This is a genomic window from Phaeovibrio sulfidiphilus (genome assembly GCF_014861485.1).
Classification (GTDB): domain Bacteria; phylum Pseudomonadota; class Alphaproteobacteria; order Rhodospirillales; family Rhodospirillaceae; genus Phaeovibrio; species Phaeovibrio sulfidiphilus.
In genome coordinates this window covers 1-19,283 of the sequence record NZ_JACZHT010000004.1, presented here as the reverse complement: position 1 = coordinate 19,283, position 19,283 = coordinate 1, and the positions used below count along the sequence as shown (strand labels likewise).

At 60.8% G+C, this 19,283-nt stretch carries 18 protein-coding genes, 2 tRNA genes and 1 pseudogene; 14 read left to right on the top strand and 7 right to left on the bottom strand.

Going from position 1 to position 19,283, the window contains the following annotated elements:
- The first annotated feature begins 243 nt into the window (after positions 1-243).
- Entirely contained in the window at positions 244-1,923 is a 1,680-nt protein-coding gene (locus IHV25_RS06135; protein WP_192534238.1) for a hypothetical protein, read from the top strand.
- Between the two features lie 228 nt (positions 1,924-2,151).
- Here the strand turns inward: IHV25_RS06135 and IHV25_RS06130 are convergent.
- Positions 2,152-2,228, bottom strand: a tRNA-Met gene (locus tag IHV25_RS06130).
- Between the two features lie 135 nt (positions 2,229-2,363).
- Between IHV25_RS06130 and IHV25_RS06125 the strand changes: the two genes are divergently transcribed.
- On the top strand, positions 2,364-2,936 hold the full coding sequence (locus tag IHV25_RS06125; protein ID WP_192534237.1) for an Arm DNA-binding domain-containing protein: 573 nt from the start codon (positions 2,364-2,366) through the stop codon (positions 2,934-2,936).
- Here IHV25_RS06125 and IHV25_RS06120 read toward each other — a convergent pair.
- Together IHV25_RS06120 and IHV25_RS06115 are read right to left on the bottom strand one after the other, a co-directional pair.
- The gene (locus IHV25_RS06120) at positions 2,906-3,319 is read right to left on the bottom strand and encodes a hypothetical protein (RefSeq protein ID WP_192534236.1); all 414 of its coding nucleotides are present in this window, start codon (positions 3,317-3,319) and stop codon (positions 2,906-2,908) included. The genes IHV25_RS06125 and IHV25_RS06120 overlap by 31 nt on opposite strands.
- A 177-nt stretch (positions 3,320-3,496) precedes the next feature.
- The gene (locus IHV25_RS06115) at positions 3,497-4,096 is read right to left on the bottom strand and encodes a hypothetical protein (protein WP_192534235.1); all 600 of its coding nucleotides are present in this window, start codon (positions 4,094-4,096) and stop codon (positions 3,497-3,499) included.
- Positions 4,097-4,857: 761 nt separating this feature from the next.
- On the opposite strand from IHV25_RS06115, the gene IHV25_RS06110 reads away from it, so the two are divergent.
- Entirely contained in the window at positions 4,858-5,322 is a 465-nt protein-coding gene (locus tag IHV25_RS06110; protein WP_192534234.1) for a hypothetical protein, read from the top strand.
- A 57-nt stretch (positions 5,323-5,379) separates the two neighbouring features.
- On the opposite strand, the gene IHV25_RS06105 is transcribed toward IHV25_RS06110, so the two are convergent.
- Both IHV25_RS06105 and IHV25_RS10745 read right to left on the bottom strand, forming a co-directional pair.
- Entirely contained in the window at positions 5,380-6,213 is an 834-nt protein-coding gene (locus IHV25_RS06105; protein ID WP_192534233.1) for a hypothetical protein, read from the bottom strand.
- A 94-nt stretch (positions 6,214-6,307) separates the two neighbouring features.
- On the bottom strand, positions 6,308-7,138 hold the full coding sequence (locus IHV25_RS10745; protein WP_192534232.1) for a recombinase family protein: 831 nt from the start codon (positions 7,136-7,138) through the stop codon (positions 6,308-6,310).
- 267 nt (positions 7,139-7,405) lie between these two features.
- Here IHV25_RS10745 and hsdR point away from each other — a divergent pair, with 267 nt between their 5' ends.
- The 9 genes and pseudogenes from hsdR to IHV25_RS10705 form a co-directional block, all read left to right on the top strand.
- Positions 7,406-10,789, top strand: coding sequence for a type I restriction-modification system endonuclease (gene hsdR / locus IHV25_RS06095; RefSeq protein ID WP_192534231.1), 3,384 nt, complete (start codon positions 7,406-7,408; stop codon positions 10,787-10,789).
- Positions 10,786-11,430 carry a hypothetical protein gene (locus IHV25_RS06090; RefSeq protein ID WP_192534230.1) on the top strand — a complete coding sequence of 215 codons (645 nt, stop codon included), beginning with the start codon at positions 10,786-10,788 and terminating at the stop codon, positions 11,428-11,430. Before hsdR ends, IHV25_RS06090 begins: the two co-directional genes overlap by 4 nt.
- Positions 11,427-12,893, top strand: coding sequence for a class I SAM-dependent DNA methyltransferase (locus tag IHV25_RS06085; protein ID WP_192534229.1), 1,467 nt, complete (start codon positions 11,427-11,429; stop codon positions 12,891-12,893). Before IHV25_RS06090 ends, IHV25_RS06085 begins: the two co-directional genes overlap by 4 nt.
- Positions 12,890-14,293 carry a restriction endonuclease subunit S gene (locus tag IHV25_RS06080; RefSeq protein ID WP_192534228.1) on the top strand — a complete coding sequence of 468 codons (1,404 nt, stop codon included), beginning with the start codon at positions 12,890-12,892 and terminating at the stop codon, positions 14,291-14,293. The genes IHV25_RS06085 and IHV25_RS06080 overlap by 4 nt, the downstream gene beginning before the upstream one ends.
- Positions 14,294-14,699: 406 nt before the next feature.
- The gene (locus IHV25_RS06075) at positions 14,700-15,071 is read left to right on the top strand and encodes a hypothetical protein (protein ID WP_192534227.1); all 372 of its coding nucleotides are present in this window, start codon (positions 14,700-14,702) and stop codon (positions 15,069-15,071) included.
- Positions 15,071-15,667, top strand: coding sequence for a winged helix-turn-helix domain-containing protein (locus IHV25_RS10455; RefSeq protein ID WP_338048597.1), 597 nt, complete (start codon positions 15,071-15,073; stop codon positions 15,665-15,667). Before IHV25_RS06075 ends, IHV25_RS10455 begins: the two co-directional genes overlap by 1 nt.
- 83 nt (positions 15,668-15,750) lie before the next feature.
- Positions 15,751-15,981, top strand: a complete 231-nt coding sequence (locus IHV25_RS10450) for a restriction endonuclease (protein ID WP_338048604.1) — start codon at positions 15,751-15,753, stop codon at positions 15,979-15,981.
- Positions 15,982-16,233: 252 nt separating this feature from the next.
- Complete coding sequence (locus tag IHV25_RS06065) at positions 16,234-16,605, top strand: hypothetical protein (RefSeq protein WP_192534226.1); 372 nt, start codon at positions 16,234-16,236, stop codon at positions 16,603-16,605.
- Positions 16,605-16,985, top strand: a pseudogene (locus IHV25_RS10705) (relaxase/mobilization nuclease domain-containing protein); the annotation flags it as partial. The gene IHV25_RS06065 and the pseudogene IHV25_RS10705, both read left to right, overlap by 1 nt.
- Here IHV25_RS10705 and IHV25_RS06055 read toward each other — a convergent pair.
- Positions 16,953-17,501, bottom strand: coding sequence for a hypothetical protein (locus IHV25_RS06055; RefSeq protein ID WP_192534224.1), 549 nt, complete (start codon positions 17,499-17,501; stop codon positions 16,953-16,955). The pseudogene IHV25_RS10705 and the gene IHV25_RS06055 overlap by 33 nt on opposite strands.
- 136 nt (positions 17,502-17,637) lie before the next feature.
- Here IHV25_RS06055 and IHV25_RS06050 point away from each other — a divergent pair, with 136 nt between their 5' ends.
- Complete coding sequence (locus tag IHV25_RS06050; protein ID WP_192534223.1) at positions 17,638-17,820, top strand: hypothetical protein; 183 nt, start codon at positions 17,638-17,640, stop codon at positions 17,818-17,820.
- A 95-nt stretch (positions 17,821-17,915) separates the two neighbouring features.
- Positions 17,916-18,281 (top strand): hypothetical protein, encoded by a 366-nt coding sequence (locus tag IHV25_RS06045; protein WP_192534222.1) that lies wholly within the window; start codon positions 17,916-17,918, stop codon positions 18,279-18,281.
- Between the two features lie 659 nt (positions 18,282-18,940).
- Here the strand turns inward: IHV25_RS06045 and IHV25_RS06040 are convergent.
- Positions 18,941-19,017, bottom strand: a tRNA-Met gene (locus IHV25_RS06040).
- Positions 19,018-19,283: the final 266 nt, after the last annotated feature.

The following is a 19,283-nucleotide window of genomic DNA, read 5'->3' as shown; positions in this document are numbered from 1 at the left end:
CTGGATTGACGCATCATCTTGCCTCGCCACCGTATTGCTCCTAAAGTTTCCGTGTGTAAACCCGGACACACACGCAAAAGGGCGACCCGACCTGTCACCGCCCCTTGCAGGTCAGACACCACGGGCACAAGGCAGACTCCGGCCACAAACCGAGCCGCACGAGTGACCGACGGCACTGAAAAACAACCTGGACAGCAAGGGTAACAACCAACAGGGTAAACTCAGCACTCTGAGGGGGACGAAATGATGAATATCAGGAAGCGGAATGGGCCGACGGCAGCTGCGCTGGAACCCCTTGCCCAGAAGACTGGAAATCAGGCTCCAATCATCCGCAACGTTTCTCGCGTCGCATTCAAGATCGGTGGCGACCGGGCCTTTGAGGAAACCATCCGGTGCGTCGTCTCCTGGATGAAAAATCGGTCGCCAGGGATTCCCAAAACCGCCTTCGAGGGCGAACCGTTCGACGTTGGCGGTGGAGGTGAACACCCCGCTGAGGCCGTTCGACTTGACGATCACGGGTCACGGCTCTGGGCAGCCATTTTGGACTACCCCTGTAAGGACGTCGCGCAGCGCACCTGGGTGACCGAGCTCACCGTTGGAGAGAGGGACGGGCGCACGGCGTTTGGTGCGCGCCTGTTCAATGTGACCAAGGGCAACGATGCCCACTTCGTTCCCTCACGTCCTGGAGTAGTTCACGGCATACTCGATAAACTTGCGGTAGAGGACGACGGCGTCCTGTTGCTGCCGCGCGTCAAATCCGTTCAGAACGAGGCGGATTTCGAGCAGTTCCGGACACTTCTGCTCAATCCCAATCGCACGCTTCCTCTAATCGTGACAACAGCGTCGCCGGAAACGTCCCCACCCATAAACCTCCATGAGATGTGTAGGAAGATCTCTGGGCTAGCGCATCTGGTTACCCTCACCGAGGATGCGGCATGGCAATTGACCGACATCGTTGGAAAGAAGCTATCCGTTTATGTTGACGCAAAATCGTCCGTTAACGGCGCCGTCCGCATCTATGGCCCCGATTTTGATCCCAACGAATCAAACCCTTTCGACCACAGTTTGTGGCTTGGGCGGCCAACTGACGGCCCGGAGGAACAGGAGCGTCGCCTGGATCAAATTATCCGGTGGACGCTGACGAACTCGGTACGGTCCAGCCATATCCCCGATTTTCCTCGCTATTCCGAAATTCGCCGTTGCTCTGACGAAAGGCGCAGTAAAGCAGTCAAAAGCCAAGGGCAGTCAGACGCAGTTCTGGTTAAACTCTATGAAGACGAGATCGATAAACTGAGGAAAGACCTCGAATCCGAAAAAGCTTCGAATAATGAACTTCTTGCTCACGCTAGCGCGGACATTAAAACCGCGGAGGCGCAGGAGAGGGCCGTGCGCGAAGAAAACCGCTCGCTTCGCCTCTGTGTTGAAGCGCTTCGGAATGCCCTGCGTGCCAATGACCGCGATATCCCATGCGAGCCGCTGGAGAAATACGACGACATTGAGACCTGGGCCGAACAGAACCTGATTGGTTCGGTGTGGATCGCCCCCAAGGCACTGCGGGAAACCCGCAAAGCCAATTTCAGAGACATCGAACGCTTCTCGAAAACCCTCCTTTTGTTGAGAGACCTCTATGTGCCAATGCGTATAAACCCAAGTCCGACCGCACGGGAGGCATATAATGACGCTCTATCGGAATTGGGGCTTGAGGATTCCGCTTGCTTCAGCAACCGTAACGACATCAAGAATTTCCCCGAGTACAAGGTGACTTACGGGCGGGACTGTTTCTTGTGCCACGACCATATCAAATATGGCGGCGGATACGATGGCCGCGATATGTTCCGCATCTACTATCACTGGCACGAGGAAGAGCAGAAACTGCTGATCGGGCACATGCCGACACATTTGGACAACATGCGGACGAGCTGAACAGTGTGAATACGCCCATGCCACTCCCAGATTTCCAGACCTGAGTCGGCGCACACCACGCTGGCAGGTTGTCATCGAGTATGTGCGTTTTCTGCCCGGGGTGTTGCCAAGCGTGGGAAGAGGGTAGACCTCCCCGTGACCGCTGCATTGGCCCTGTTTTTTTTGGCGCCGTCGCTGTTTTGAGGACGGCAAAAAGCCCCCCGGATTGTGATCCGTGGGGGCTTTTATTGGTTGCGGGGAGAGGATTTGAACCTCTGACCTTCAGGTTATGAGCCTGACGAGCTACCGGGCTGCTCCATCCCGCGCATTTGCTCTTTTCCTTGTTTTCCAGCGCATTATAATGCCAAACGGACGCTGGCAAGCATGGGAATGACCGCGCCAACGCCCACAAAATGCCATCTATCTGCGGACACAGTACGGACACGATAGGGCTACGCATCATGGCATCCGACAAACTCACGGACAGGATTGTCAAAGCCCTGGCGACACCGGCCAGCGGCAACACCATCACCTACGATTCCGACGTCAAAGGCTTCGGCGTCCGCGTCACCGCCGCCGAAGCCAGAGCGTTCATTTTGAACTATCGCATCCATGGCCGGGAACGCCGTTACACGATTGGCTCCTTCCCAGATTGGCCGGTGGCGGACGCCCGCGAGGAGGCCAAGCGGCTCAAGCGGGACATTGACCTGGGCCACGACCCGCTCGGGAAGCGCATCGAGAACCGTGAGGCCCCGACCGTTGCCAACCTATGGCGCGAGTACGAGAGCAAGCACCTACCAACCAAGAGAGCGCGCTCCGCCGCCGACGACCGCTCCATGTGGGAGAATTACATCCTCCCCAAATTCCGCTCGGAAAAGGTCCGCGCACTCACTCCCCAGGACATCGACGCACTGCACGCCGAGATCGGCAGCACGAAGCCCATGCGGGCCAATAGAGTGATCGAAGTTTTCCGCAAGGCGGTCAGCAGCGCCAGACGCCGCCCTCAACCGCGATCTACGAACGGGATGACGTGAGCAGCAATGCCACCTTCCATGCGGCTCCGATACTTGAAATAAGCCGGGCCAATGTTTCGCCACTGGTCAGCGACGACCGTATCTCCATAGTTCTGCTCCGCCGCAGCACCTACCACAGGCTTCGGGGGCCTGGGGAAAGCGTCCTCTTCAATAACCAACTGAACGACATCGTTGATCAGTGCCTCCACGAGCATCTGCAGGCGAGAACCTTTCTCATACCGAATCGGCTTTCCATTGAAGCCAACGGCCTTCCATCCGTCGAAAAGGCGGCACACGCTCCACACCAACATTTCCTTGGGTGACAACATCAGCGATGTGCCGCCCGTCTTCAACTTATCTGCTTCATTGTACTTCTTCACCGCGTCGAGCAGCTTGTTCCCCATGAGAACGTATGGGGAGCCTTCGGGTAGACACCTCAACAGTATATCCTTGAAATTTTGAAGCATGTCTGCCGCGTACTTATGACGGTATTCGGTGAGAGTGACTGGACCGACATATATTTCGTCCTCGTCAGGGTCGAGGGGAACTGGCGCGCACAGGGCTGCCTTACCCGCCTCAACTTAAAGCCGAATGCCTTCCAACTGATCAGCCGGGTCTGGTTCCGGAAATAGGACGTTACTGCGCAAGTTTTCAAAAACCGGAGGCAGCGCATCCGATGCAGCGGCCATGAAGTTCTTGGGATAGACCATGTTCTCAGAAACGGCGGCAAGCCCCCTTAGTTGGGTAGGGTCTCGCTCCTCAATCTGCTCCACCATTGAACGGGCCAGAGCTTCGGCAACCGCCTCCAAGGCGTTCACCGAAACAAGGTCTGCCTTCATCTTGGTGCGCGCTTCGGAAAACATCTGCAACCCGTCCCCCAGCGTGGTTAGAGCCTTGCCTATCTCTTCCACACGTTCTCGGGTCTGAGCGACCGTCGCGCCACTCTCCTCCGCCTGACACATCCGCCCATACACGACAAAGCAGGTGGCGAGGTCCACAGCCAACAGCCGAACTCTCTCTCGGTCTCCCCTCACTTGGAAGACTGAGGCCCAGGGATGGTGAAGGGACCCTTCCCTGCCCAGAGCGGCGTCAAACTCATCCACCAACCCGACGCTTTCCCTCTCTCGAGCCGATACGAGCAACAAATCGGCCTGCCGGTAACGGAGAAAATCGAGGTCCACGGCCACTCTCTCCAAACTTTGGGGCGGTTTACGCACCCCTTCAGGTCGCACCGATATCGGTTTCAAGGAACCGAGCATCTTTCGGCAAGCCGGTTGGCAGACAGACAAGCCAACCACCCAACAGCCGAAAGGAATGCCAATGGTTATGGATTTGATGCGCCCGCTCATCAAGCCAGTGCCCAAGGGCCAAACCGAGTTCCTCTTCCTCACCTCTGGAGGGGAAATACGCCCGGTGGACGCTGAAGCACCCTGAGATCATCGAATACCTCACCGACACCGAGGAACACGTTTCCTTTCTGCCGGAAAAGGCCCGCCCCGGCTATGTCCGCAGCTTCGTCCGCCACATGTTCACGGCTGACCTCGCTAACGAGGACGCCTACTAGTGGCTGAAGGAGGCCGTGGTCTGGCTCGCGGCCCGGTCCAGCTACTGTATCCCGCTCCTTAGCGGTCAACTCGCCCAACGCGCCTGCGTGGTGACGCCCCCCGAGGGCGACGGACAGCCCCCGCGCCTGCACATCCTCGGCATTGACCGCAGCGGCGTCAGCCCCGCCCACCATTAAGGAGCACACACATGTACGAGATTACCCACATCAGCTTGGGCCAGAAGTCGCCCTACGGCCTCATTCCCGGAAATGTCGGAATCATCAGTACGGCTGCGAGGTTCAGCACCTTTACCAACGTTGGCCGACGTCTGACGCCGCCATGCGCGCTGCCATCCGCGCCGACCTGAGCGCTTAACCTATCGACACAGGAGAAAGCCCATGAACACCAACAACTCTCCCGCCAACGGCGTTATCCTTTGGACGGTGACTGACGGCACGTTTACCGTCGAATGGCACACCCACCCCGCGTTCCTGGACATCGGCGTGAATGAGGCGCTGACTTTCCTCAAGGACGTGCCCGAGGAAGATCACCGCGAGTCCGCTTGCCGGTCCTTGGGTTCCCTCTTCCACGTCTACTCATGTGTCGGCAGCGGCTTCGGCTACCACGTCGCCGCTCTCTGCCAATGGCTCGCGGTCACCGGCCCCTATGGCAGTGACGTTGAGGACAGCAAATTCGCCCGCATCAGCGTGCAGTTGGGGCGTCACCTGGGTGGCGGCTATCGCGTCGAGGCGATTTATGGTGAGACGCCTGATGGGCGAACTGTCGTGATTGACGGCAGCGCCCCGAAGCCACCGCGATGGCCTCGTAGTGAAAAAGCTACAGCCGAAGCCGAACCTCGATAAAGGGCGGTGCCGGAGGGGAACAGCCTCTCCCCGAATGCGGCACCGCCCCGCTATCCCTCAGCCTTTCCTTGCCTTCTCCACGGCACGCCAAATGGCCAGCGCCACGCGGTATGGATCGGAACCGGCAAGCCACTTATCCTCGTCGATCATCCGGACGGCTTCGGCGACGATGGCCTCCCGGTGGGCGAGGAACAGGCTATTGCTGTGCGCCTCAAGCCTGACACGCCGGAGAAACTCTTTCCGGGCAAATTGCGACGTTTCAGTATTCCTCTGCGCTCCCATTGCCTGCTTGGCTTCCATTTTGGCGATCAGCGCAAGCACCGCTTCCAAGGTTGCCAGCTTCCATAGATCGCGGGATTCGTCCGCAAGCTTGGCAACAACTGCCTGATCAAATTCGGGCCGAACCACGATAACAGCCACGACCAAAGCGCGGGTACGCCGGGCTTGTTCTACGCCCATCACCATCGCACGATCCGGCAGTTCGCCAGCCGCGTAGTGCAGAGCGGCGTATCGCCTCGCCTCTGCTCTGAGATCATCAGGGACCGCATCCCAAATCTGCTCAGACACCAGCGGAGGCCCCTTTACTTCGCCCTCGGCTGAAGTGGGGGCAGGGACAGTCGGAACCGGATTGGACCGCGAGACCGGGCGGGTGCGCGCCGCCGCATTGCGGCGAGCCTCAGCGGTCTGCCGCACCCACGCCGGAATGGCGTCGGAGGCCGAGGCAGGAATGGGGTGTTGGGGAAGCTCTTCCCAAGCGTCATAAAAGGTCAGTTCGACTGACGTATCCGCCGGAAATTCGACCCTATTATTAAATAGAATAGCCGGGTCTAAAATCTGGCCTATAGGGTCGAATTTCCAGCGGATTTGCGAGTCATTCGCAGCACGGTCCACCAGCCCCTTTTCCTCGGCCCCTTTCTGCCTCGTTTGTCTGTCACGCCAAGTCCGCTCCGGTATACCGAGGGCCTCCCGGGGTCGATCCTCCCGCTTAGGCCGTCCCCGGCGGCCAGAGCTTCCCTCGGCAGACCTGCGCAGTTTGAAGCGCACGCGCTCCCCCAACTAGGGTCGTTAGCCCGAGCCGATCCGCTTCGTCGTCTTCGATTTTGAAGCAGGTGCGGCACTCGTCGATGGTTACGTCGGGGCGCAGATCATCCCCACCTGTGGCGCTTTCGACCGCTTGCGCCAACAGCGCCGTCCACTCAGGCCCTGCGAAGTATTGCTCGACGGCAGTGCCCGGAACGCAATGGCGGGCCAACCAATCCGTCAACCTCTCCCGCAACTTCATGACCGGCTCGATGCGGGCAGGCAGAACCGCCACTAGCCCTATTTGCTCCTCGCTGATCTCTCCAGCACGCGCGGCTTCCGCCCCAGCACCTTCCCGGCGCGACGGGCGGCTTGAACACCGGCAATCACCCGCTCCCGGATCACCTCGCGTTCCCAATCCGCCAAAGTGGCGAGCAGACCCAGCAGAAGCCTGCCGGTCTCTGGTCAACCTGTCCACCCCATCCGCGATGGTGCGAATACGGATATCTCGTTCTGTCAGGGTGCTGGCCAGGGTGGACAGGTTGACCAGAGACCGCCCCAAACGATCAAGCCGCCAGCAGATCAGCGTGTCACCCTCCCGGGCCTCTTCCAGCAAAAGATCAAGACCGGGCCGACGGGCGCGGGCACCGCTGACACCATGATCGGCGTAGATCAGGTCATTGGGGCCCCCCACCGCCCGCAATGCATCAAGCTGAAGATCAAGGTGCTGGTCGGCGACGCTGACACGCACGTAGCCGAGAAATCGCCCCTGCCCTTTGTCGGCACTTCCACTCATGCCCGCCCCGCTTCTGCTCATCGGCCAAGGCCAAGGTAGCGCGGGCGGCAGAGTCCTCCGACAGGCGCTTTGGCTGTCGCACCGGACTGATGATGAACAGCCCCTGAATGTAGTCGTAACGCCGGAGCGTCTCCTCAAGCGTGAGCGCTCTCAATAGCACTTTCGCCGCGATGCATGGCAACAAGTCTATCAAATGGCGCTGCCGCACCTTGCCTCTCCCGAAAGTTGGTCTTACAGTTTCCATTATTCGTTTGCAGGGCGGGGATCATGGGGGCCGTTTCACACAATTTCAGTTTTCTGACCAGCCACGCCCAGCTTGTCCAATTGGGCACGCTGGCGGAACGGTATTTCCGCGAGGACGGCAACACAGCCCTGATAAAGCTGCGCCAGTTCGGCGAAGTGATGGCGCAGATCATCGCGGCCGGGGTGGGCGCATATCAGGGGGAAGGCGAAAACCAAAAAGACCTGCTGCACCGGCTTGAAGATCGTGGCGCGATTCCCCGCGATGCCGCCCGTCTGTTCCACGAACTCCGCATGGTGGGCAACAAGGCGACCCACCGGGGTTTCGGCGACCAGAATTCGGCGCTGACCGGCCTCAAGATGGCCTGGCAATTGGCGATCTGGTTTCACCGCGCCTATGATCGCAACCGCGATTTCCAGCCCAAGCCCTTTGCCCCTCCCGCCGATCCCCGCCGGGTCGATGCCGTCGTCGCGGCGGAACTGAAGCGCCTGCGCGAACAGCACCTGCAATCCCTGTCGGTGGCCGAGCGCGCCCAACTGACGGCACAGGAAGCCGAGCAGGCCCGCCAATCTGCCGAGGAAAAGGCCCGCGCCGAGGCGGAAGAAAAGGCCGCGTTGCATAAGTTGCTGACCGAGGTCGGGGCCAAGCACGCCGCCCTGCAACAGGAGCTTGAGGCCGCCCAGCGTGCCGCCGCCGCCGTGCCTGCGACCGTCGAGACGATAGTCGAGGCCGCCAAGGTCGCCGCCGCAGCCATCGACTTGGACGAGGCCGCCACCCGTACCATCATCGACCGCCAACTGCGCGACCGGGGATGGGAGGTGGACAGCCAGGCGCTGACCTTCAAATCCGGTGCCCGCCCGGCCAAGGGCAAGGCCATGGCCATTGCCGAATGGCCCACCGAATCCGGCCCCGCCGATTACGCCCTGTTCCTCGACACCCTTTGCGTGGGAATCGTCGAGGCCAAGCGCAAGCGCAAGAATGTCTCGGCGGCCATCGACCAAGCCGAGCGCTACGCCAAGGGTATCAAGACCACCGAGAGCATGGAGCTTGCCGGTTCGGCAGGCGAATTCCGGGTGCCCTTCGTCTACGCCACCAATGGCCGCGAATACCTGAAGCAGATCGAGACGGAATCCGGCATCTGGTTCCGCGACACCCGAAAATCCACCAACCGCAGACGCGCATTGAGCGATTGGCCGACGCCCGATGGCCTGCGCTCGCAACTCACCATGGACCGTGACGCCGCCCACGCGGCGCTGACGGTCATGCCGCTGAACTTCGGCTTCGACCTGCGCCCCTATCAGCGCAAGGCCATCGAGGCGGTCGAAGCGGCCCTGGCCGACGATCAGCGCCAGATGCTGGTGGCCATGGCCACCGGCACCGGCAAGACCAAGCTGGCCATCGCCATGCTGTCCCGCCTGCTGGAGGCCAAGCGCTTCCACCGTGTTTGCTTCGTCGTGGACCGCAACATTCTGGGCGAGCAGACCGGCGACGAATTCAAGAAGACCAAGGTGGTGGGCGTTCGCACCTTCGCCGACATCTTTGGCGTCCAGGGGCTAAGCGACATAGACCCCGAGGCGGAAACAAAGGTCCATATCTGCACCATCCAGGCCCTGGCCCGCCGCGTTCTCGACATGGACGATCCGGCGGATTCGCCCGCAATGGACCAATACGACCTGATCGTGGTCGATGAATGCCATCGCGGCTATCTGCTGGACCGTGAACTGTCGGACCAGGAATTGGAATTCCGCGACCAGGCCGACTACATCAGCAAATACCGCCGGGTGCTGGAGCATTTCGACGCGGTGAAGATCGGCCTGACCGCCACCCCTGCTCTCCACACCGTCCAGATTTTCGGCGAGCCGATCTATAAATACAGCTACCGCGACGCCGTCGCCGACGGCTACCTGATCGACCACGAACCGCCCATCCGCATCGAAACCCTGCTGTCGCGGGACGGCATCAATTTCGAGAAGGGTGACAAGGTCGATCTGCTGAATACCCGCGACGGCACCATCACCACCGCCTTTGTCCCCGACGAACTCGGTTTCGAGGTTGAACAGTTCAATCGCCGCGTCATCACCCGCGAATTCAACCGTGCCGTGGCCAAGGCGCTGGCCCGCTACATCGACCCCAGCCTGCCCGACAAGACGCTGATCTTCGCCGTCAGCGACGGCCATGCCGACATGGTGGTGGAGGAGGTCAAGAAGGCGCTCGAGGAAGCCTATGGCGGCATCGACGATTCCGATGTCAAAAAGATCACCGGCACCGTGGACAAACCGCGCAAACTGACCCTGTCGTTTCGCAACGATCCGCAGCCCAAGATCGTCGTCACCGTCGATTTGCTGACCACCGGCGTGGACGTGCCCAAGATCACCAATCTGGTGTTCCTGCGCCGGGTCAACAGCCGCATCCTCTATGAACAGATGCTGGGCCGTGCCACCCGCAAGTGCGACGAGATCGGCAAGGATGTTTTCCGCATCTATGACGCGGTGGATTTGTACGCCACCTTGGAAAACATGACCGACATGAAGCCGGTCGGCGTGGAACCAAAATTCACCTTCACCAAGCTGCTCGATGAACTGACCTCCGTCACCGACGACCGTCACCGCGAGACCGTTCGGAGCCAGATCGAGACCAAGCTGAAGCGCCGCGCCAAGCTGCTGTCCGACGAGGCGCGTCGGATGTACGAGGACGCCGCCGGGGAAGCGCCGGAAGCAACGGTGAAGCGCGTCACCGATAGCGATCCCGCTGATCTGGCTGCGTGGTTCCGCGACCGCCCGCGCCTTGGCCAAATCCTTGATTGGCGGCCCGACCGCCCCGGCGATCCCATCCCCATTTCCGAGCACGCGGACGAAGTGGTGTCCATCACCCACGGCTACGGCAAGGACGGCAAGCTCACCCGGCCCGAAGATTACTTGGACAGCTTCACCGCCTGGGTGCGCGACAACGTCAATAAGATGGCTGCACTCAATATCGTGGTCAGCCGCCCCCGCGACCTCACCCGCGATGACCTGCGCCAGATCAAGCTGATGCTGGACGAAAAGGCCTTCACCGAGGCCGCCCTGCATCGCGCCTGGGAACAGGCCAAATCCGAGGATATCGCAGCCTCCATCATCGGCTATATCCGCCAGGCCGCCCTAGGCGACCCGTTGCGCCCCTATGCCGACCGCGTCCGCGAGGCCATGGCCCGTATCCTCAAATCCCAGGACTGGACGCCGGTTCAACAACGCTGGCTGAAGCGCATCGGCGACGACGTGGCGAAAGAGGTGGTGGTGGACCGAGACTTTCTCGATTCCGGCCAGTATAAGACTGACGCGGGCGGTTTCGACCGCCTGAACAAGGTGTTTGGCGGCAAGCTCGAAGCGCTCCTGGGGGATATCCGGGAGGGTGTTTGGAGGGTGGCGGGGTGACGGCGCTGATTTCCAATAAGAAATACGTCGATCTTTCAGAGCCTGACAAACTCATAATGGCTTTATCTCAGGGGCTTGCCGGGTGGGCCAGCTTTATGAGCTTCGGCTTTAGAAAGAGGACATACAGCGAGTATTTGTTTTATTACCCGATTTACGAGATGGCTATTGGCAGGCGATGGCAGATACGGCCACAGGCGGAAATAGCGTCTGACACAACGTATTCAAAAAGCAAATCCGTAGATTTTGTCTTCTACAAATCGGCGAGGCCAAAGGCCGGTTTGGAAAAATGTTCCGTCGCCCTTGAGGTCAAGTACATAAAGAATCCTGCATCATTCTCCGGTTCAATTGAATCTGATGTCGAGAAGCTGTCAGGTTTGAGCGCTGCCCACCTTGGTGTGGAAAAATATGGCAAACCCAGAAAATACATGATGATTGTCGGAAAGCAGAAACATCTTTCTGAATTTTTTGATAAGTATCCAAAAATTGAACTCAAGAAAAAGGTTTATGGGCAGGTGCGAACCGTTTTGTCAGGCCGTGAAAACCTAGCATCTCCTCATGGGTGGTACGCGCTCGGCGTAGGCAGCACAAGCAATCGCTTCTGCGTCTGCGTTCTTACTGAACAGGATTATTGGAACGAATGACCATCACCACCGATATCGTCGCCAAGCTGTGGCGGCTATGCGACATCCTGCGCGATGACGGCATCACCTATCACGAATACGTCACCGAACTGACCTACCTGCTGTTCCTCAAGATGATGGCGGAGACTGGCCGCGAGGATCAGTTGCCCGAGGGCAAGCGCTGGAATGATCTGGTGCGGCGCGAGGGCATGGAGCAACTGACCTTCTACAAGCACCTGCTGCTGGACCCGGGCACCAACGGGCGCGGCTTGGTGCAGGCCATCTTCGCCGACGCCCAAAGCCGCCTGAAGAAGCCCACCAACCTGAAGGCGCTGGTCGAGGCCATCGATGGCCTGGATTGGTTCAGCGCCCGCGAGGAGGGCCTGGGCAATCTGTACGAAGGCTTGCTGGAAAAGAACGCAGCGGAAAAGAAGAGCGGCGCTGGCCAGTATTTCACCCCCCGCCCGCTGATCGACAGCATCATCCGCCTGATCAAGCCCCAGCCGGGCGAGGTGGTCCAGGACCCCGCCGCCGGAACCGGCGGCTTTCTGGTCGCCGCCGACCATTACATCAAGTCTCACACCGACGACCTCTACGACTTGGCCGAGCCGCAGCGCTTCTTCCAGCGCAACAACGCCTTCATCGGCTTGGAACTGGTGCCGGACACCCATCGCCTGTGCCTGATGAATCTGATGCTGCACGGTATTGGTGGCGAGGCTGGTTACGGCGTGCAACAGGGCGATACTCTGTCGCACGAGGGCGAGGCGCTGGGCCAAGCCGACGTGATCATCACCAACCCGCCCTTCGGCACCAAGAAAGGTGGCGGCAGGCCGACGCGCGGCGATTTCTCAGTCACCGCCGACGTGTCCAACAAGCAATTGGCCTTCGTCGAACACATCATCCGGGCGCTGAAGCCCGGTGGCCGCGCCGCCGTGGTGGTGCCGGACAACGTGCTGTTCGAGGACAATGCGGGCCGCGCCCTGCGCCAAATGCTGCTGGACTGGTGCGACCTGCACACCATCCTACGCCTGCCCACCGGCATCTTTTATGCCCAGGGAGTCAAGACCAACGTGATCTTCTTCACCCGTGGCAAGGCAGCCAAGGGCACCACAACTGCAACCTGGGTCTATGACATGCGGGCCGACATGCCCGCCTTTGGCAAGACCCGCCCGCTGACCGTCGATCACTTCACCGATTTCGAGACCTGCTTCGGCACCGACCCGCTGGGCAAATCCCCTCGCACCGACCAGGGCGAGGCGGGCCGCTGGCGCAAGTTCACCCGCGCCCAAATCACCGAGCGCAACGATAACCTGGATATCGCCTGGCTGCGCGACGACAGCGCCGACCCCGAGGACGGCCTGACCGAACCCGCCGACATCGCCGCCGCGATCATGGGCCACCTGCAAACCGCCCTAGACGAAATCGCCGCCCTGGCCGAGGAAGTCGGCGGGGAAGCGGTCGCAGTCGAGGAGGCTGCGGAGTGAGCAAGGAACTACCGAGCGGATGGGTCTTCGCGCCGATTTACGACACTTTCGCCCCCCTTGCCGATGGCAAGATTTTGCATCAGGGTTGGAGTCCGCAATGCGAAAGGCAACCCGCCGACAATGATCAACAATGGGCTGCACTTAAAACAACTGCGATTCAATACGGCTTCTTCGATGGTAGGCATAACAAAAAGCTACCAGACCACTTGGAGCCACGCCCCCACCTTGAGGTAAGAACAGGCGATATACTGCTGACCTGCGCGGGTCCGAGGGAACGGTGTGGAGTGTCGTGTCTGGTCAAAGAGGCGCGCCCAAAGCTCATGATATCCGGAAAAATGTACAGATTCCGTGCGAATGATGAGTTAGTGTCGCCGAGTTACTTGTCGGCATTTCTTCGCTGCACTCAGTCAAAAGAGCAGATCGACGAGATGAAGACAGGGATCAGTGAAAGCGGCATGAATTTAACTCGTGCCCGCTTTTCACAGATTCAGGTGCCAATCCCCCCTCGAAAAGAACAAGAGCGCATCACGCGCACAATCAATTCCGCTTCTGAGCGTTTGTCGCGGGCACGGGACGAACTCGCCCACATCCCCAAGCTAATCGACCGCTACCGCCAGGCCGTGCTGAAGTCGGCTTTCCGGGGCGATCTGACGGCAGATTGGCGCAACGGTGAAGGTCCGAAATGGCGAGAGGTTGAAGCCCTCCGGTTATTTGACGAGGGACCGACTAATGGGTATTCGCCGAAGGCTGCTGCGGATGCTGCGGGCACCAAGAGTCTGAAGCTAAGCGCCACCACCACCGGCACCTTCATTCTCAACGACCAGACCACCAAGCGGCTTTTAGAGGAAGTCTCGCCAGAGGCAAAATTCTGGCTACGCCCCGGCGACATCCTGATCCAGCGGGCGAATTCGCTCGAATATGTCGGCGCAACGGCGATTTTCGATGGTCCCGCAGGGCAATACATCTATCCCGATCTGATGATGCGGGTCCGCATTGCCTCGCCCACGACACGCCTGTTCTTTTGGCGCTACATGAATAGCCCCAGCGCCCGCAACTGGCTGAAAGATCGCGCCACCGGCACCGCTGGCAATATGCCCAAGATCAGTGGCACGCTTCTGAAGGTGCTTCCCGTTCCTCTTCCGCCCGAAGAGGAACAGGCGGAAATCGTGTCGCGGATCGAACAGCGTTTTGCCGCCATCGAGACCATCGCCAACGAATTCCGTCAGGCGGTCAAACATGTTGATCGCCTCGACCAATCCATCCTCGACAAAGCCTTCAGCGGCAGGCTAGTGACGCAAGACCCCACCGACGAACCGGCCTCCACACTGCTGGAGCGCATCCAGGCGGCGCGGGCGGCGGCACCGAAGGTGAAACAGGGACGATCCAAGACGGTTGAGTAATGGCATGCCTCAACCAGCCCGCATCCCATTGCTGACCCATTGGACCGGCGAAATCGGCACGGTCGTTGAGATTTTGCGGCACGGCTTTCTGATGCCCCGTCATGACCGCAGGGTCATGAACAAATTGCGACCAGACCTGCCGATCAAGCACGAGCCACAAGCCTTCGGCATGGTCTGCCTCACCGATCTGCCCTTGGCACAGGCGGACAGACACACCCGCGATTATGGGCCGCCTGGGGTCGTCATGTCGCCTGGTTGGGCGGCTCGCAACGGTGCCCGGAAGGTGCGTTAAATCAGCCCGGATGATCCCGACTTTGTCAGCCTGCAAAACTGGGCCAAGGCTGCCGCCATAGACGTTGACAGGCGGATTTTGTATCCCGACGATGAGTTTTGGAAACTCGCCCAAATGAACGCGAATGCAGCGGCGGCCTTGGGGGCCGTCACTCAAATCAGCTTCCTGCGGGAACTCGAATTCATGCAGGGGGCCGAGGATAGCTGGGAAGCCGAGTGGAGGATTGTCCAAAGCGAACCTCTGAGCTTGGGGACAGAGACCGGCAAAGAACAGATTCCCGCCCTTATCGCGTTCCCGGACACTTGGGGGCGAAAGGGAAGCGCAATCCGTGTCAGCATGGATGTGGACCCCGAGGACGTGTTCAAGCTGCTTTGCCCAGCGTCCCATCTGAATGCACTGCGCGAGGCGTTGCTGTCAGCCGAATTGCTGGCCGCCTATGACGAACATTGCATACCTTATGGTCCTGACTTGGTGGAGAGCGAATAGTGGGCATCCCCGATTTCCAGACCCTGATGCTGCCCGTCCTGCGCGTCGCCGCCGAGGGCGAAGTCCGCATCTCCGACGTGGTGGAACGGCTGGCGGACGAGTTCGCGTTAACGCCGGAAGAACGCTCCCAGCTTCTTACCTCGGAGCGGCAGACCACCTTCGCCAACCGGATCCATTGGGCCAAGAGCTATCTGGGGAAGGCCGGACTGGTGGAACTGACCAGACGCGCCCATTTCTGCATCACCGACCGGGGCCGCAAGGTTTTGACCTCACCGCCCGAGCGCATCGACATCAAGTTCCTTGGCCAGTTCCCCGAATTCCAGACCTTCCGTGAAGTCACCGAGGACGACAGCGTCGCCGCGCCCGCTGTCGAGGTCGCCAGCACCCTGACCCCGGACGAGATCATGCGCAGTGCCCACCAGCAACTGGATGCGGCCCTGGCCGACGACCTGCTTCAGCGCATCCACTCTGGCACCCCGGCATTCTTCGAGAGCCTGGTCGTCCGCCTGCTGGTCGCCATGGGCTATGGCGGCTCGGTCACCGACGTGGACAAGGCCCTGGTCGGTGGCCCGGCGATAGCGGCGTCGACGGCGTGATCGACCAGGACCCGCTTGGCCTCGACCGCATCTATGTCTAGGCCAAGCGCTATGCCGACGGCAACAATGTCGGGGCCGGGGCCATCCGCGATTTCTTCGGCAGCCTGGATATGAAGAAGGCCAGCAAGGGCATCTTCGTCACCGCCTCGTCGTTCTCGCCATCCGCCAAGCAGACCGCCGAGGCTTTGGGCAAGCGCATCGTCCTCATCGACGGCCCGCACCTGGCCCGCCTGATGATCCGCCACGACGTTGGTTGCCGCGTCGAGGAAGCCCTGACCATCAGGAAGGTGGACGAGGAATTTTTCGAGGCGTAAGGGGCCAACCCGCATCGCCACTCGTCAACAAAACACGATTTAGAGCTGTAATTTTCCGCTTGCGCAGGACACGGCAGCTTCATACTTCCCCCAGAGAGAACAAAAACAGAAAGCCAGGCATGACAGTATCCGCGCCCGCATTGGGGCGCGGATACTGTCAGGTCCTGGGCTGGGGTCCCCCCCGTGCACCCCGAAGGCGAAAGAACAAAAAGGATGCTAATGCCGGGAGAACGAGGATCAGAACGCAGGCGATTGGCCGATCAGGTCTTGGTGCGGATGTCGCCTACCCTGGCCGCTGCCGTGCGTGCCGAGGCCGCCGAACTGTCGGCCAGCGCATGGATTCGGCGACAGCTTGCCGATGTTGTTCACCAGCCGGATGCAGTGCATCCGACACCGCCAGCCAAGAAAAGCCGCCCGGTGTTGAGCGAGGCGGTGGTCGAGATGCGCCGCCTTCAAGGTGTGCTGGGGGAGACTTGCGGAGCTACGGTGCAGCTTTGCAAAGACCTCCGAGAAACCGGCCATGACGGCGTCCACGACGAGGCAGAACGAGTCCTTACCGCCTTGCGAAGTGGCTATGCTCAGGTCGTGGACATGCTGCATTGGCTGAGGGAGGGCGAAGCCTGATGGCACTGACCGGCGCAACCCGAGGCGCGGGCGGTGCCGCCCTGGTTAGGCACCTGCTTCGCACTGACGACAACGAAGAAGTTCGCCTTGGCCCGTCGCGCGGCCTCGTCGCCGAGGGCGACCTTCACGCCCAGAGGAGGGAGCTTGAGACCCTGGGGGCACATGGCCGCACCAAAAAGCCGCTTTACCATCTTCACTTCAATCCGGCCCCCAATCACCCGCTCCCGACCGAAGAGCAGCGCGCCGACTTCTGGACCCGCCTTGAAATCAAGCTGGCGCTGGATCGGCAGCCCTATGCCGCCGTCTACCATGTCAAGCACGGGCGCTGGCACGAGCACCGGGTTTACTTAACCGTCCGTGAGGACGGCACCACCGTCAGGCTTTCCCATGATTTCCCCACGCGCGAGGCGGTTCAACGCTGCTGGGAATTTGACCACGGCATTCCCTTCGGTCCCGGTTGTCACGAAAAGGCCGTCCTGACCACCCTTCGCCAGGAACGCCCCGACGTGCACCGCGCCCTGGTAGATGGAGGGTACGCCTTCGGCCAGCGCGCCGTCGCGTCTCTGACGCCAGATGAACGGCATCATCAGGAGCGCACCGGCATCCCGTTGGCCGAGGTCCGCGCCATGGTGCTGGACGCCTGGACCGCCACAAGCACTGCCAATGACTTCCAAGCCACCCTCGCTCACCAGGGCCTCGCATTGGCCCAGGGCGACAAAGGGCCGGTGATTGTTGACCACGCGGGTGCGGTTCACAGCCTCACCCGAGTTATTGGCGCAGCCTCCCGCGCCGCCACCGGCCAGCGAATCACCGCCACCCAGGTGAAGGCCCGCCTCGACGGCTATCCCCTTCCCCGCCCTCCCGAGGCCAAGAAACAACAACAGGAGAACGCCCATGCCGCCAACCAAAGCTACGCCCTGAACCATTGCCCACCTGAAAGCGGTCCTCTACCGGGAAACGCGCGCGGAAGCAACCAAGGCCCTCGACCCTTCGGGCCTCGATCCAGCGAGATACGGGGCGATGCAGGGGGAGGTGACCGCCGACGCCATCCCCGCACTGCTGGCGGAGGCGCTGGCCGGGGATGGCGAGGACCGCATAGCGCTGGTGATCGAGTTGCTGACCAACCAAACCACCTTGCTCCGCGAGATCAACGACCAGCTTGGTGCGATGCTGGCGGCACAGGTCGAGATCAGGCAGCGGCCATCCGCAGCCTAATAGCGGATGGTTAACTTGCCCGCATTGGCTCCGGACTTATTCCGGAGCGCCAAAAGGTTTGCAGCGCCCTCCGGCAGACCCAGGAACGTCGTTCGTTGACGGATGCCCTGCGCCAACCCTTGTCCCTTGCATGGCCTCAGCGAAACCTCAGAGGAGAAGAAACTAAGCAAAAAACCATCAACATGGACAGGAAACAGGATCAGGTGTGGGGGATTGGCTCCTCCCAGCCGAGCGTGACATGGGACTGGGAACCAATCACCGACTATTGGAAGCGCCTTGGTTACGAACCTCAGCGTAAGCCCAACTGCCTGGAGATCGAGACCGACACCGGCCACGTCATCCGCGACCATGGCAGCCGAGTCGAGATCAGCGGCGGCCCGCCCACAGACCAGCAAATTGCCCAGATGGTCGCCGCCGCCAAGCAGCGCGGCTGCCGCGACATACGGTTCTTCGGCAGTTAGGTGTTCAAATACGGCGCGAAATTGGAGGCCCTGCGTCAGGGATGGCCGCCGGAGGCCATCACCCTCGAATGCGAGCGGAACCAGCCGCCGCCGATCACCAGCCACGAGATGCCGGAGCACCTGCGGAAACGCCTTGTAATCAGGGAAAGCTTGCTCCACCCTGCGCCAATGGTGCTGGACTCAGCGCGAGGGCGATGGGGTCGCAACGGGGAAGAATGTGGGAGACACCCCGGCAGCGCCGCCCCGTGGCAGGACGCAAACCGGAAGCAGGCAGACCGCTTCCATTGGGCCTTGTGGGCCATCCTCGCCCGCGCAGTGCACGCCATCATTTACGGACATGGCACGGACACAAAGAAAAACGCCCCGGACAGCATCCAGGGCGTTGCGTGGCGACGTGCGTGTTGGCGCGCCCTTGCGCCTGTGCTGGTGCCCTGTCCGCTGGCTGCCTTAGCAATGCCCCCTGCGCCCTGCGCTTGCTCGAGGTCCGGGTTTGTGGGGATGCGCTGCGCCCCGGTCCTTTGTATTGGGGGTGAGGCGCGCCCATGGTGGCGCCTGAAGCTGCCGGTGCGGGCAGTCTTGGGGGCCCGTTTACATGTGCCCGATCGCTGTTTTGAGGAAGTGAAAAAGCCCCCCGGATTTTTGGTCCGTGGGGGCTTTTTTGGGTGCGGGGAGAGGATTTGAACCTCTGACCTTCAGGTTATGAGCCTGACGAGCTACCGGGCTGCTCCACCCCGCGTCAAGGGCGCTGTGTGCGAGGCCTTTGGGCCTGTCTCCGGTTTCCGGCGACGGCTCCCGCGCTGTGCAAGGGAGGCCTCCGGAGGGGCGGCACCGCCTGTACCCTGAGGAGGCGCTGTGCGGGTCCGTCGGTTCCCCGTGTGTGCTCCCGGTGTTGGGGGAGCGTCTCGGGGTGGTTGGCGCCTTTGGGGCGTCGTGCGAGGCTTTGGGCCGTGACTGTATGTGCGCATCAAAAAGCCCCCAAGACTTTGTGATCCGTGGGGGCTT

Bases quoted from the DNA above. Each gene is read 5' to 3' on its own strand.
- IHV25_RS06125 (WP_192534237.1), top strand. From the start codon at position 2,364: ATGGCATCCGACAAACTCACGGACAGGATTGTCAAAGCCCTGGCGACA.
- IHV25_RS06055 (WP_192534224.1), bottom strand. From the start codon at position 17,501: ATGGGCGTTCTCCTGTTGTTGTTTCTTGGCCTCGGGAGGGCGGGGAAG.
- hsdR (WP_192534231.1), top strand. From the start codon at position 7,406: ATGGGGGCCGTTTCACACAATTTCAGTTTTCTGACCAGCCACGCCCAG.
- IHV25_RS06135 (WP_192534238.1), top strand. From the start codon at position 244: ATGATGAATATCAGGAAGCGGAATGGGCCGACGGCAGCTGCGCTGGAA.
- IHV25_RS06075 (WP_192534227.1), top strand. From the start codon at position 14,700: ATGAACGCGAATGCAGCGGCGGCCTTGGGGGCCGTCACTCAAATCAGC.
- IHV25_RS06085 (WP_192534229.1), top strand. From the start codon at position 11,427: ATGACCATCACCACCGATATCGTCGCCAAGCTGTGGCGGCTATGCGAC.
- IHV25_RS10745 (WP_192534232.1), bottom strand. From the start codon at position 7,138: ATGAGTGGAAGTGCCGACAAAGGGCAGGGGCGATTTCTCGGCTACGTG.
- IHV25_RS06110 (WP_192534234.1), top strand. From the start codon at position 4,858: ATGAACACCAACAACTCTCCCGCCAACGGCGTTATCCTTTGGACGGTG.
- IHV25_RS06120 (WP_192534236.1), bottom strand. From the start codon at position 3,319: ATGGGGAACAAGCTGCTCGACGCGGTGAAGAAGTACAATGAAGCAGAT.